Consider the following 13647-nt stretch of genomic DNA (forward strand, 5'->3'; position numbering starts at 1 on the left):
CATTCAACGTTTCGACTTTTTTAATGGAGAAACCGCAGAAAATCCAGAAAAAAATGTTTCACGTGAAACAACGTGCAAAATGCAGAAGAAATCCGGACTGTTTCACGTGAAACACTTCAGCGGGATTGTCCGATTTATGGAAGGATATTTTCGGCTTTTGGTATCCCGTAGAGCTGAAGAATCATCTGGTTAAACCGCTCCAGATTGTCTTTCGGAATGACGACGGTCGGATATCCCATTTCAAATTCCACAACATGGAAGGGCGAATCAGGAGATGCCTTCAGGGCAGCGGGAATATCAGTCATCTGGCCGATTTCCATGCCATTGATGCTTTTTACAACAATCCGTCCGAGATTTTGATACCCCAAATTGATATCGGCCGGAAGGACATAACTTAAAATAACAATCTCTTTACGGCCGGCAGGGGGGGTCATAGCCATGTTTCTATAGTAATGAAACAAATGAGGAGGCACTTTGCCCTGCCAGTTTTCCCCCCACAGACGAAGATAATCGAGAGTCAGCTTTTGGAAAACATAGCCCCCTGTAATGAAATATTTGGGCTGCTTTCCATATTCCTGGTAGGGGACCAGCATTTCAGATGCGTCAAACCGCATGCTTTTTCCGGCAAGCTCGATTTTTTTCCCATCTCGAAACACCGTAAAGGTTACCGGTTCATCAACCCGCCGGGAATGAATAAGATGCTCGTAAGATACCTTCTCGAAATCAGGATGCTGATACTTCCCAAAAGCATCAATCACTTTGCCGTTCAAGGCAAGAAGAACGTCCCCGGCTTTCAAAACATCACTTCCAGTCCCCTTTGCGTACACAACAGAGACATAGCAGCCATCCTTCATCTCTTCGGGAAGTTTCAGGTACCTTCGAACAGTCGGATCGACTAAGTCATATGTCTCAAATCCGGGCGTTCCATAGCCGCTATATTCTTTATTCTGTTCAGTCTCCCGCAAAAAAGAGACAACCGTTTGACTGGGGATAAGGGCAACTTCGGCCTCGGTGCTGTCAAAAGCGATTCCATAGACAGCACCCGTGCGGTCTGCAAAGACTTCGCCGCGGGAGGTCTGTCTGGAAGTGCTTGATAATACGAATGTTAGAGTTCGCTGATAGGATGTCGGGCAGCTTCGGACTATCACGCGGTCCAGAAAGCCGCGAGACGTTTTAACCGTTCCATCCGAAGCAAGCCAGTGGCCGGTCAGTTCCAGATTCTTCTTGTATTTGTCCTTAAACTCTGCGGGTTTCAGGGGGGCCGACAGGGCTTTTTCATCCAGTTTCAAAAGGCACAGGTTCAGGTCGTAATCAATCGCCTTGATTTCGGCGGGCACAAACTGCGCCTCCTGCTGGGTTTTGACTTGTACCAGCGTAGCATAAGCAAAGGGCTCTGCGAGGGTTACAACTTCATAAGGCCCGACAGCCGCTCCAAAGCAAATCGCTGTCTGCGAGGGATTGCGCTTCCAGGGCTGAAAGAGGTCGTACCGGCTGCTGGCTATCTGAATATACACCAGTGAATCTTTGCTGACCGCTTCCTGAAGCTTTCGGGAATCAACCGAAGCTTCATATTGACGGCAGGAAACGCAAAGTCCGATAAAAATTATAGTTGCAGCAGTGTGAAGTATTCGTTTCATCGTGTCTGCTCCGGCAGGGGACTGACAGGGACATCGTATCGTTCAAGGATTTCCAGATGCCGTTGACGGGCCTTGACGGCATCGATCACCATTGGGGTCGGATTGCCCAGAAACTTCAAGACCCAAAAACCGTTTACATCCGTTGCAAGGGCCTTGTCCAAATCATCTAACTCTTTTATCGGCAACCCGTTAACGGTTTCTACCGGCTGATGAACAAACCCGCCGACATACGTCGTCAGCTCATCCGGCAGGATGTCCGACAAAACTACATATTCCTTTCGTTTCGGGTCGTTATTCAGGTTTTGTACCTCATAGAAGAGGTAGCGAAGATAGAAGGGGATATCCGTAATCCAGTTTCGCCCCCACGATTCGAGATAATTGCGGTTCAGGGATACAAACGTCAGCCCGGCAAAGCACTTATATTTCGGCTGTACGTCAAACTGCCGACGAAACGTCAGTACGGGTTCGTTGTAATCGACCTTGATGTTGGCTTTGTGCTCTACTCCGTCGCGGTAGAAAACGACCTCGATGCTCTCGCCGATTTGTTTTTGTTCGACGGCCTCGGACATATCGAGCATCAGGCCGTAAATGCGAATCATCCCATCGTTATCAATATCATAATCGCCGATTTTGGTCAGCACATCGTTTTTCTGCAGGATGCCGGAGGCGGTGCTGTTCAGGACGGTATCGAGAATCACGACGCCCTGGCGGTCTTCCGGGACTTTTAAGTACTGTTTCAGCCAAGGGTTATGAAGGCCTTCGAAGGTGAGGATTCCTAAGGACCCAAAGCCGTCGTACCGGCCGTCTTCGATGTCCTTCAGGAAGTGTTCAATAACGGGCGTCGGGATCATAAATCCAATATTTTCCGCCATTTGGAGGCCCTGAAAGGCCACGCCGACGACCTTGCCGTCCTGAAGGACCGGTCCGCCGGAGTTGCCGGGGTTGATGGCGGCGTCGGTCTGGATAAGCAGGTGCGAATCGGCCTGCGTATGACTGTAAATGCCTACCTCAATTCGAGATACGACGCCTTCGGTGATGGAGACCGTCCGGCCGCCCAGCGGAAACCCGCAGGTCTGCACGGTGGAATTGACCGCCGGCAGGGGGCCGAACTCCAGCGGAATCATATCGTCGTAAAACGTTGGGTCATAAACGGTTAAGACGGCCAAGTCGCAGTCGTGGCCGACAAACTCCACCCGGGCGGGGTAGCGTTTGGCGACATTCTGCTTTTGCACTTCGATGTAGCGGTAATTGCTGACGTTGTGCGCATTGGTCAGAATCCGTCGGCCGGCAATGACAAACCCCGAGCCGCTCCCGCGGGACATCGCGGTCTTTTTCCAGGGGTTGACATAATCGAAGTCCTGCTGGACAACAGTAATCTGGACGACGGACTTTTCATAAGTAGCTTGATTGGCAAAGACTTGTGTAAAGAAAATTGCGGTGAAAAACAAAATATGAAATCCGTTTCTGATATTGTTCATCTTTTGAGCCTCGAAATGTCTTTGTCTGTTTTGGGTCTATTGTACAGACGGCCCGCAGGCGTGAAAACAGATTTCCAAACGTTTTAAAATTTACGCTGCCGAAAATTTATGATTTTGGTCAAAGACAAGAAATGTATACCTGATAGGCAAAAAATGTATATATGTTGCCAAAGGCGGATAAACGAGGAACGAAATCCAAAAATAGGGAGACAGAAACGTAAGAAGGTTCCGGTTTTTCAGATTATAGAGAGGAATTGGCGAAAGACTGGGGTGAAAAAAATACGAGGTCAGCAACATATCGCGAGAACTGTATACACCACGGACGGAGGGTTCGATTTACTATTTCATTTTATATTGAACAGGAATAAAAAAGACGATATAGTTTATAGAGCATACCCGCCGGGCCTCTGCTGAAAAGCATGCTCACTTCGGCGGGTTTTTCTTTTTTCAGGGCTGCGGAATGAAATACACAAAACCTCCACTGACTTTCGAGAAGCAGGCAGACCTCCTTTTAGAACGAGGAATGGAAGGAGACAGAAGGCAGATAATCGAACGTCTTTCTGTTGTGAATTATTACCGACTCAGCGGCTATTGGCATCCCTTTCGAGAAAGTGCTGACTGCGATGCCTTTAAACCCGGCACTTGTTTTGAAAACATCTGGAGGCGCTATACCTTTGACCGACGGCTCCGCTTGATTGTCATGGACGCCGTCGAACGGATCGAGGTTGCCGTACGTACACAACTTGCTTACCACCATTCTCATCTTGATGGAAATCCATTTTCCTTTGTCGAAAATCCTTCTCATCTGCCGGAACTGACATCGGAAGACCGTGCACGTTTCCTCGAAGACTTGAAACGAGATGCACAAAACAGCAAAGAGACCTTTGCCGAGCATTTTCGAAAAAAATACGGAGACAGTCATTCCTATATGCCGGTCTGGATGAGCTGTGAAGTGATGACATTCGGCGGCATGCTTACTTTCTATCGGGGCTCTTCTGTTGAGATACAGAAAAAGATATCTTATTTCTTCAGTGTAACAGAAGAAGTGTTCAACTCCTGGCTGCTGACATTGAACGTGATTCGGAATATCTGTGCTCATCACGGACGGCTGTGGAATCGAGAGCTCGGGGTCAAACCCAAAATTCCTCGAAAAGACCCCCGCTGGCATCAGCCGGTCGAAGTAACCAATCATCGAATCTTTTCTGTCCTGTCAATCTGCAAGTTCTGCCTGGACAAAATTGCTCCGCAAAGTCAATGGCCGACACGTCTCAAACAGATGCTGAGCGACTATCCAGAAATTCCTCTGGGGAATATGGGGTTTCCGACAGAATGGCAAAACAGTCCTATTTGGAAAGAACCGTAAAAAACTTCCGAGCCGCGGATTTTCAGGAACAACCAGGTTTTTTTTCCACAAAAAAAGAGAGCAAGAATTAAGCAAGAAGGAAACCGGCGATGCCGCCCAAGTATGTCAAGACGATTCGGCAGGAATTGTATTACGAGTACGCCAAGCTGATTTGCCGCAGCGTGTACGGCCGTGTCGAGCCCCATCGCGGATTCGTCACCGACCGCTACAAAAAACTGCAGGACGGACGGATCACCATCTCCGGCACAATCCGGGAATGGCAGCGGGAACAGGAGCTTCCGCGGCAGTGCGTCTTCTGCAGCTCCGCCGAGAACCTGCAAACGGACCATCTCATTCCGCGCAGCCGCGGCGGGGCGGATTCGGCGGACAATCTCGTCCCGGCCTGTGCAGCCTGCAACGCCTCGCGCGGCGAGCAGGGCGTTTTTGCCTGGCTGGGTCTGAAAGAAAAAGACCGCCTGCATCGGCTGGTCGCCGGCAAATCCCTCAAGGAACTGTTCGACCTGCACGAACGCTGCGGCACGCTGGATGTGGACACCGACACCCTCCCCAGCCGCCTGTGCCCCGTCTGCAAGAATCCGCCCGTGTGCCGCCGCTGGAACAAAACCGGACAGCTGACGTGCTTTTGCCTGGAAGCGGTCTTCTGACCGTCCCGTTCGGCTGTCCAAACAAGACCGTGCAAGCCCGCAAAGGTCTGCTCCGGACGCCCAAAAGCAAGCAGGGCCCTCAAAAGGCGATGTGCCCCAGCCACTCGGCGGCCAAAACAGACAGGTCCTCCAGGTTGACCCGCCCGTCGCAGGTCAGGTCGCATTCGCTCGTTTCCTCCAGCCAGACGTCGGCCAGAGCCGTCAAGTCATCCAGATTGACCGCATGGCTGCCTGTCAGGTCGGCGGCCAGGGCATGCTCCCGATACAGCCGGAGAATCTGCTCCTCCGACAAGGCCCGGTCATAAAGGCGGATTTCATCGAGCTGACCTGCAAAAGGAGCCGTCATCACCCCCGCATTGCTGAAGGCACCGAGAAAGACGTCCTGCGAAGCGGACGTATGGATGCTCACCGAGGCGCTGGGCTGGGCGGCCTGCGGGACGCCGTCCACATAAAACCGGATGTCGCCGAGGTCGGCGCTGCCGTCATGGAGCAGCACCGCGGCCAGATGGTGCCAGCGGCCGTCGTTGAGGGCTGCGGACGGGCGGGTATATCCGCCCCAGACGCCGACAGCCGGCACCCCGTCGGCATCCAGCCGGAGAATCCATTTCTGGCCGGTCGATTCGCCGCCCCAGGACAGAAGGCAGAGCTGCCGGCCGGCGGCCTCCGTCTTGAACCAGACCGTACAGGTGCGGCTGGCCGGACCGAGAACGCCTTTGAAGCCGGAGACCTGCAAATAATCATCCAAACCGTCCAGAAGCAGTCCGCCGCAATGTTTTCCCCGCGTCCAGGCGGACGAATCCATATTGAACATCCGAGCCGTGCGTCCGCTGCCGGAGGCATCTGCGGCCTCGGTCCCGGAGGTTTCATTCAACCGCCAGTACGCAGCGGGGCTGTCCATGTCGGTCTGTTCAGACAGACAGCGGCCGGTGAGGGTGTGGGCGTAAAGTCGGGCCACTTCGTCATTGCTTAAGGGCCGATTCCAAAGAGCAAAGTCATCCAGCCGGCCCTTGAAATAGGCATCGGCGGCCCAGTTGCTTCGGCCGATATAGTTGCTGGTGCGGGTTACAACGGGCGGTATGGCGGTCTGGCCGGAGGCGATTTCCACGCCGTTTTTGAATAGTTTGACAAAACCGGAGGCATCCAGCGTCGCCGTGAACATCTGCCACTGATTCAGTGCGATAGCACCCGCAGCGGTCACTTTGCCGCCGGAGACGGAGCCGTTGTAGGCCTCAAAGGAGAGGGTGTTCGAGGTGCCGTCGCGGGCAAAGACGATGTTGTTGTTGGCCGGACCGTTGCCGATGTCCAGAAAACGCGCCCAGAAGCCTGCTTCGGTCGGATACGCCCAGAACGAAACGGTCAGCCCGCCGGTCAAATCGGAAAATCCGTTCGGCAGGCGGACATGGTCATTGACCCCGTCAAAAGAAAGCGATTGAGCGGCCATGCCGGAGGAATCGACAACCGGACCATTGACCAGAACGGCGTGGGCCTGAGCGGGTGAGGCATCCAGCAGGGCAGTGCCGCTGACGGAGGCGGCATCCATTTTGTAATGGGCCAGAAGGCCCTGTACGGGCAGGGGAGCTGTGCGGAAAAACCACACCTTCCCGGGCGAAACCGTTTGGTCGTTATTGATTTGGTCCACCCGCCAGAAATAAAAGGTGTCGGGCAGCAGCTGCGGCGTAAAAGAAGGATGGGTTCGACGGGCTTTGTATTCCGGCGAATCCGGACCGGCGGACTGTACAGCCGCCGCGTCGGTCCCGATGTAAATATCATGAGCAGCCGCCAGCGAACCGGGCGTCCACTGAAGCGTCAAGAAGTCGTTCAGGCCGTCGGACTGGTCGGGCGGAAAGGGGTTTTCGGCCTGACCGGCGGTCTGACAGAGAATCTGAACCTGCTGGGCCGTCAGGGGATAATTATAAACCCGCACCTCATCCAAAAAGCCCTCATAATAGGCGTCGGCCGCCCAGTTGCTCCGGCCGATGTAGGTGTTCACCCGCGTGATATTGGAAGGCAGGGCGGTTTTGCCGGAGGCGATGGGGGTTCCGTTTTTGTACAGAACCACATTGCCGGCGGCGTCGAGCGTCGCCGTAAACATCTGCCACTGGTTCAGAGCAATCGCACCGGCGGCGATGACCTGACCGCCGGAGGCGGTGTAGTCATAGCACTCAAAAAACAGGTCATTCGTGGAGCCGCGGCGGCCGAAGACGATGTTGCAATTGTACTCGCCGTTGCCGAAATCGAGAAAGCGGGCCCAGTTTTTGACGGCCGTCGGATACGCCCAGACCGAAACGGTCATCCCCGCCCGAAAGTTGGCAAAGCCGTCGGGCAGATCGATATAGTCATCCACCCCGTCAAACCGCAAAGCCCTGTTCACAGGCCCTTGTGAACCGTTTGCTTCAAACGACAAGCCCCCCAGAAGGGTGCCGTGATTCTGAAAACCGCTGCTGTCGGCGGCGGCGGTGCCGGCGGTTTCGTCGAGCTGCCAGCGGCCGATAAGCCGTTTGGCAAACCAGGTATGCGGTGTAGATGCCCCCGGAGCGGAAGCCATCTTCCAGAAGGCGCGGGCGGCCGAGGCGCTGTCAATCAGGTCGGAAGAACAAACGCGGCTGGTATCGTTCCAGACGGCCGGATACAGCCCTTTAGACGGGTCGATGCAGTTGACGTAGAGGTATTCCAGATACGAGCCGACCAGATTGAGCCAGCGGGGATCGCCGTCTATTTCATATAGTTCGACGTAGGCGTTGGTCATATCGTGCCCGCCCCATTTGCCATGCTGGGTGAGGGCGAGGGTCTTGCGATTGATAAAGACGTGCTCCATCGCCGCCGCCATCCGCTGGGCTTCCTTCAGATAGGCGGCCTGGCCGGTGATTTGATAAAGCCGCACGGCACACTGGGTCATGACGGCGGTCTGATACCCCAAAGGCCCCTGATTGGTTTCGTGAAAGATGCCGGTGGGGTATCGCAGGTCGGAAGCCATAATCCAGTTGTACAGCCGCAGGGCATTGATTTTATAGGACTCGGTGCCGGTTCGCTGATAGAGCAGCAGATTGGCCAGAATCGTCGGGGCGGTCGAGCAGACGCTGGCGCCGCCGGTGTCGGATTCGTGCCAGCGGATGCCGCCGTTGGGGGTGTTCGAGGGGCCGTTTTCACCGGTCATGCAGAAGGCGACGGTCTGCTGGGCCCAGGTGAGGTATTTGGAATCGCCGGTCAGGTCGTACAGTTCAATCAGACACAGGGCAAGCCAGGCATTGTCATCATAGTATCGGTCGCCGCAGCCGCCGTAGGAGGCATTAAAGCCGCTGGTGCCGTTGTAGGTGCACCAGTAGCGAAGGCGCAGGGTGTCGGCCAGATTGCGGGCCCGCGTCAGGTAGGAAGAATCCAGACGGGCGGCCGCATTCAAAGCCCCAAAAATGACTCCCTGCCCCCAGGCATAATCCGGCCAGGTCTGATTCAGGACACTGTTGTAAAGCCCGTCAGAGCGTCCGAAGCGGTTTTGAATCTGAGTGAGGACCTCCCGACCCCACTGCTGAAAGGACGCAGATGTCAGGACATCCGCATACCCAACAGAAACAGCCGTACAGAACAGCAGACAATAAACCGGAAACCGAATGCTTTTGCTTTTCATAACACCTCTGCCAAAAGTCGATTCACACAATCCTCGAGGACACATCCAGAAACGTCAGAGGGCAAAAGCAAACGACCTTCTGCCCCGGCAGAGGCGGATATTCCAGTCGGCGAATGAAATGTAAAACAGGCAGTCGTCGAATTGGGCAAACAAATCCCCCTCGGTATAGGGCCATCCGCAACCGGACTGCTTGCCTGAATTGTATAAGAAACCTGTTTTAGAGGTCAAGAAAATTCTGTTTCTCCGCTGGGATGGCCATGGAACATCGTATCCTTTCTAAAGAGACGCGGCTGCAGGACGGACAGGCCACAACCCTGTCGGCCCCGAATAACCGGATGGCCCCAAAAAGAACATCTCCGGACAGAGCTCTGCTCGGCTGCGGCTTCCCGAAATCTGTTAAAAAAACAGCCGCGGGGGCACACCCCCCGCGGCCTATTGTGAACCTGCACACGGGAAGTACACGAAGGAATAGCGGCGATTACTGTTTCTTTAAGGCCTCCATCAGCTGCTGGAGCCGAATCTGCAGTTCCGCCACGGCAGGCCCGCTGACAAAGTCCCCGGGCCGGCACTGCCCGTCCGATTTGAACACGGCCGCTCGCAGCAGGGCCGCCGCCGTGCCGTAGTTCTTCTGTTCAAGCGTGAACTGGACGGTCACCAGCAGATTCCGAAACGCTGCAAGACGATGCACGCCCGATTTGCCGGGACCCGTCCCGACCAGCGTACCGGCGCGGACCGACTCATCAAAGAAGGCCAGCAGCGCCTGAATCTGCTGCGCACAGGTCAGAGGCATGAATCCTTCGCCGGTCAGGGCGACTTCAACATCAGCCGCCTGGGGGTCATTGCTCTGCAGCACCAGCGTCGCCGAAGCCGTCCCTTCCGCCGCAGGAGCGAACAGCACACCCAAAACGGTGCTCTCGCCCGCCTGAAGGGTTACGGACGCCTGACGCAGCCCCGTCGTATAGAACTGGAAGGTGTCCTCCTGTTCCAGATACACGGCGGCAATCGTCAGGGGTGCATCGCCGACATTGGATACTATCAGGAACTGCTCTGCAAATGTGCCGAGCCGGACCTTGCCGAAATCCACGGCCGACAGCGAAACCTCTATGGCGGGAACGGGCTGGGGTTCCTCAGGCTCTTCGGGCTCCTCGGGCTCTTCAGGTGTCTGGTCCACCCAGGCCAGATGCAGCGTCAGCCGATAATTGCCCTCAGCGAAACAGTCCACCCGAATGGCAAAGGGCGTCCCGTCTCTATAGAGGCCTGAAATCACCTGATTGGTCAGAAACACTTCAGAGGTTCCGGCCGCCACAGGAACCCCATCGACGGCAAAGGCCGTTCCGTACAGGGTTACATAGGGGTCGGGCAGACCGTTGTAGGCCGTGGTAATCAGCAGCATGCTGTCAATTCTGCCGCCGTAAATATTCACGACTGCCCCGCTGGCCGCATAGACATCGCCAAGGTAGTAAGAGTTTTTGATGTGGGCCCCGGGGAGAAGATTGACGGTTGCATCCTCAATCCACACATAACCGAGGATTTCCCCGGTGATATCCACGGTTACGCCGCCTGTGTACACCTCATCCGCCCGGCAGAGGGAAACGGATGAGAGCATCACGGCCAACAGAGCACCTGCAGGCCTGTCCAAAGTGTTCGATAGGTTTTCATTTTCTACCTCCAAAATAGATAGTGCTCACCAACAAGAATCAACTCTCTGTAAAATATACCCCCAAACCGAGCAGACGCAAAATAGCTGTTTATGGTTCCGAAAAGCGAGTTATTATCGGACGATACCGATAAAAAACCCTCTTTTTGTGCGCTGAAACCGATGTGAACGGATTGCCGGGAGGCAATTTTTTAAAAAACAAAATTGCTTTCAAGAAGTATATGATTATATTGTAAAATAATCATATAAAGCAGGGTTTTTCAAAAATATGGAAGATATCAATCGAGAACGTTTTGAATTGTACGAAAAGCAGTCCCTCGTTACCCAGGCAATGGCCCATCCGCTTCGGATTGCCATCTTAAATGTCCTGCGGCAGGGCCCGTGCTGTGTTCAGGACATTGTCCGCCAGGTGGGCGGCAAGCAGTCGAATATCTCGCGCCATCTGGGCATTTTGGTCAATGCGGGCATTCTGCATTATGAAAAAAAGGGACTCCATGTCTTCTACACCCTGAAACGACAATGCGTCCTTCGGTTTCTGGACTGCCTATCGGACTACCTGAAGGAACAAATTGAGATGGACAAAAAACTTCTCGAAATCATCTAAGGAAACCCTATCGATGAGTTTTCTCAAACAGGAATGGAAAAAACTGGCTGGAATCGTCGCCGTCTTTCTGGCTTGTTTTTATCTGCCGCTCGGCTGGCCGCGGTTTGACAACGCCGTCTTCGAAGCCCTTCATCTGGTTAAATGGTATGCCCGCGAGCATGTGCTTCTTTGTTTGGTCCCCGCCTTTTTCATCGCCGGGGCCATTACCGTCTTTCTCAGTCAGGCCTCCGTGATGAAATATCTGGGCGCACGGGCCAACAAAGTGCTGGCGTACGGCGTCGCCTCCGTCTCCGGCACCATTCTGGCGGTCTGCTCCTGCACGGTACTGCCGCTGTTTGCCGGCATTTACCGAATGGGAGCGGGGCTCGGTCCGGCCTGCGCTTTTCTTTATTCCGGACCGGCTATCAACATTCTGGCGATTATTCTGACCGCCCGCATCCTCGGGCTGGAACTGGGCATCGCCCGGGCCGTCGGAGCCGTCGTTTTCAGCATCCTCATCGGGCTGATTATGCATCTTCTTTACCGCAAGGAAGAACTGCAGAAAGCAGATGCACAGCTGATGACACCCCCGGAACAGGTCAGCCGTCCTCTCCGGCAGAACGTCATTTTAATGGGGCTGATGGTCGGCATCCTGGTCTTTGCCAACTGGGCACGAAGCGGGGATGTGCGGGCTGTTTTTCTATGCTGTCCCGGCGGCCTGTCCACCTATACCCTGGAAGGAACCGTTATTCAGCAAACCGAGCAGCAGGTTCTGATTAAAGACCGAACCGGAACCGAACACATCATCCCCGCCGAACAGATTCAGCAAGTCAGTCCCGTGGAAAAAAATGTTCTTTACGAGGCAATTTATAAAATTCGCTGGGGTCTGACAATCGGACTGCTGGTGCTGCTGATTGGGCTGGTGTTTTTGTGGATTCAGAAGGAAGAGCGAATCCACTGGCTCCAGTCCACGTGGGGATACGCCGTACAAATATTGCCGCTGCTTCTGTTCGGCGTGCTGATAGCCGGCTTTCTGCTCGGACGTGTGGGGCACGAAGGCCTCATCCCCTCGGTCTGGATTCAGAAGGCGGTCGGGGGCAATTCCCTCTGGGCCAATCTGTTCGCCTCCGTTGCCGGGGCGTTTATGTATTTTGCAACATTAACGGAGGTGCCGATTCTGCAGGGTCTCCTCGGCGCCGGGATGGGCAAAGGCCCCGCTTTGGCCCTGCTGCTGGCCGGACCGGCGCTGTCGCTGCCCAATATGCTGGTCATTCGGTCCATCATGGGCACGCAGAAAACCGTTGTCTTTATTTTACTGGTTATCGGAATGGCGACTCTGTCCGGAGTCCTTTTCGGTGCGTTTTTCTAAATTTGGAGGAAAGAACCGATGAAAAAAATCCAGATTTTGGGGACGGGCTGTCCCAAATGCAAAAAACTGGCGGAGAATGCGGAAATCGCCGCCAAAGAACTGGGGATTGAATATCAAATCGAGAAAATTACCCAGATTAACGACATCATGAAAATGGGGGTGATGATGACCCCGGCGCTGGCCGTAGACGGCGTGGTCAAAGTCGTCGGCAAGGTCGTCTCGCCCGAAGATATCCGAACGATGCTTGTCTGAAGCAGGAAGCTTTTTGACGAAAGGAGAATTAACAATGAGTTCCAACAATTCCTGTGCCTGCACCGGCGGAACGACGCTGATTTTCGCCTGTTCCGGGGCCGCCGACGTCGGGGCAATCGCCGACCGGGCCGCCCGCAAAATGACTCAGATGGGCCTCGGCAAGATGTTCTGCACCGTCGGCATCGGCGGACGCATCAGCGGCATCCTGAAAACCACCGAAGCCGCCGAGAAGATTTTGGCCGTGGACGGCTGTCCGCTCAACTGCGTCAAGCAGTCGCTCGAGCTGGCCGGCTTTAAATCCTTCCGGCATCTCCAGCTGGCGGATTTGGGGATGGAAAAAGGCAAAACCCCTGTCAGCGACGACGCCGTCGAAAAAGTCGTGGCCAAAGGCAAAGACCTGTTGGCCGGTTAAACACAGTGCCATAGCCAAGGAAAACAATGAAGATTCTTCTTCAGTGTCCCTGCTGCGGTCCCGGCGGATGGATGATTTGGCTGCTGACGGCGGCGGGGCTGTGGATGCTGTTCCAATGGATGCGAACGATGAAAAACTCGAAAGGGGATTCGATGAACAAGACCGCCCGGATTCTGATTGTTATCGGATTGGCGGCGGCGGTACTGCTTGTTTTCGCCGCCAGACATTCCAAAACCGACAAGACCGCTTCCGCCTCTGCCCACTCTCTCCCCCAGCCGACAGGTTCCTCTCCGCTGCCGCGTCTGGTGGACCTCGGCGCCGGCAAGTGCATCCCCTGCAAGATGATGGCCCCCATCCTCGAATCGCTCAAAAAAGAATATGCCGGCAAATTTGACGTGATTTTCATCGACGTCTGGGAAAAACCGGACGAAGGGGCACAATACGGCATCCGAATGATTCCGACGCAGATTTTCTTTGACCCGTCCGGCAAAGAACTGTTCCGACACGAAGGATTCTTTTCCAAAGAAGATATTCTGGCCAAATGGAAGGAGCTGGGCTTTGACTTTTCCGCTCCGGCGGGTGAGTCGGCACCGCAAACAGAGACTCTGTCCCCATAAAGGAAAAGGATGA

General features: G+C 54.5%; 11 protein-coding genes. 7 read left to right on the forward strand and 4 right to left on the reverse strand.

Annotated features, from left to right (window positions below):
- Positions 1-134 precede the first annotated feature (134 nt).
- Together WHS88_03110 and WHS88_03115 are read right to left on the reverse strand one after the other, a co-directional pair.
- On the reverse strand, positions 135-1637 hold the full coding sequence (locus tag WHS88_03110) for a hypothetical protein (GenBank protein ID MEJ5259159.1): 1503 nt from the start codon (positions 1635-1637) through the stop codon (positions 135-137).
- Positions 1634-3115, reverse strand: a complete 1482-nt coding sequence (locus WHS88_03115) for a trypsin-like peptidase domain-containing protein (GenBank protein ID MEJ5259160.1) — start codon at positions 3113-3115, stop codon at positions 1634-1636. Before WHS88_03115 ends, WHS88_03110 begins: the two co-directional genes overlap by 4 nt.
- 523 nt (positions 3116-3638) lie before the next feature.
- Here WHS88_03115 and WHS88_03120 point away from each other — a divergent pair.
- Together WHS88_03120 and WHS88_03125 are read left to right on the forward strand one after the other, a co-directional pair.
- Positions 3639-4478, forward strand: a complete 840-nt coding sequence (locus WHS88_03120) for an Abi family protein (protein ID MEJ5259161.1) — start codon at positions 3639-3641, stop codon at positions 4476-4478.
- 89 nt (positions 4479-4567) lie between these two features.
- Entirely contained in the window at positions 4568-5122 is a 555-nt protein-coding gene (locus tag WHS88_03125) for an HNH endonuclease (GenBank protein MEJ5259162.1), read from the forward strand.
- 79 nt (positions 5123-5201) lie between these two features.
- On the opposite strand, the gene WHS88_03130 is transcribed toward WHS88_03125, so the two are convergent.
- Positions 5202-8744 (reverse strand): LamG-like jellyroll fold domain-containing protein, encoded by a 3543-nt coding sequence (locus WHS88_03130; protein ID MEJ5259163.1) that lies wholly within the window; start codon positions 8742-8744, stop codon positions 5202-5204.
- A gap of 478 nt (positions 8745-9222) precedes the next feature.
- A complete protein-coding gene (locus WHS88_03135) occupies positions 9223-10350 on the reverse strand; it encodes a choice-of-anchor D domain-containing protein (GenBank protein ID MEJ5259164.1) in 1128 nt (375 codons plus the stop codon).
- A gap of 319 nt (positions 10351-10669) precedes the next feature.
- Between WHS88_03135 and WHS88_03140 the strand changes: the two genes are divergently transcribed.
- From WHS88_03140 to WHS88_03160, 5 genes are read left to right on the forward strand one after another with little or no spacing between them, the layout of a single operon-like run.
- On the forward strand, positions 10670-11005 hold the full coding sequence (locus WHS88_03140) for a metalloregulator ArsR/SmtB family transcription factor (protein MEJ5259165.1): 336 nt from the start codon (positions 10670-10672) through the stop codon (positions 11003-11005).
- 13 nt (positions 11006-11018) lie between these two features.
- Positions 11019-12353, forward strand: a complete 1335-nt coding sequence (locus tag WHS88_03145; protein ID MEJ5259166.1) for a permease — start codon at positions 11019-11021, stop codon at positions 12351-12353.
- Between the two features lie 18 nt (positions 12354-12371).
- Positions 12372-12605, forward strand: coding sequence for a thioredoxin family protein (locus WHS88_03150; protein ID MEJ5259167.1), 234 nt, complete (start codon positions 12372-12374; stop codon positions 12603-12605).
- A 34-nt stretch (positions 12606-12639) separates the two neighbouring features.
- The gene (locus tag WHS88_03155; protein ID MEJ5259168.1) at positions 12640-13017 is read left to right on the forward strand and encodes a putative zinc-binding protein; all 378 of its coding nucleotides are present in this window, start codon (positions 12640-12642) and stop codon (positions 13015-13017) included.
- A 26-nt stretch (positions 13018-13043) separates the two neighbouring features.
- Positions 13044-13634, forward strand: coding sequence for a thioredoxin family protein (locus WHS88_03160; GenBank protein ID MEJ5259169.1), 591 nt, complete (start codon positions 13044-13046; stop codon positions 13632-13634).
- Positions 13635-13647 lie beyond the last annotated feature (13 nt).

Source organism: Anaerohalosphaeraceae bacterium (assembly GCA_037479115.1).
In the GTDB taxonomy this organism is placed as follows: Bacteria; Planctomycetota; Phycisphaerae; order Sedimentisphaerales; family Anaerohalosphaeraceae; genus JAHDQI01.

Coding starts and splice junctions, on each gene's coding strand:
- WHS88_03155 (MEJ5259168.1), top strand. CDS start 12,640: ATGAGTTCCAACAATTCCTGTGCCTGCACCGGCGGAACGACGCTGATT.
- WHS88_03120 (MEJ5259161.1), top strand. CDS start 3,639: ATGGAAGGAGACAGAAGGCAGATAATCGAACGTCTTTCTGTTGTGAAT.
- WHS88_03140 (MEJ5259165.1), top strand. CDS start 10,670: ATGGAAGATATCAATCGAGAACGTTTTGAATTGTACGAAAAGCAGTCC.
- WHS88_03130 (MEJ5259163.1), bottom strand. CDS start 8,744: ATGAAAAGCAAAAGCATTCGGTTTCCGGTTTATTGTCTGCTGTTCTGT.
- WHS88_03150 (MEJ5259167.1), top strand. CDS start 12,372: ATGAAAAAAATCCAGATTTTGGGGACGGGCTGTCCCAAATGCAAAAAA.
- WHS88_03135 (MEJ5259164.1), bottom strand. CDS start 10,350: ATGCTCTCATCCGTTTCCCTCTGCCGGGCGGATGAGGTGTACACAGGC.
- WHS88_03160 (MEJ5259169.1), top strand. CDS start 13,044: ATGAAGATTCTTCTTCAGTGTCCCTGCTGCGGTCCCGGCGGATGGATG.
- WHS88_03125 (MEJ5259162.1), top strand. CDS start 4,568: ATGCCGCCCAAGTATGTCAAGACGATTCGGCAGGAATTGTATTACGAG.
- WHS88_03145 (MEJ5259166.1), top strand. CDS start 11,019: ATGAGTTTTCTCAAACAGGAATGGAAAAAACTGGCTGGAATCGTCGCC.
- WHS88_03115 (MEJ5259160.1), bottom strand. CDS start 3,115: ATGAACAATATCAGAAACGGATTTCATATTTTGTTTTTCACCGCAATT.
- WHS88_03110 (MEJ5259159.1), bottom strand. CDS start 1,637: ATGAAACGAATACTTCACACTGCTGCAACTATAATTTTTATCGGACTT.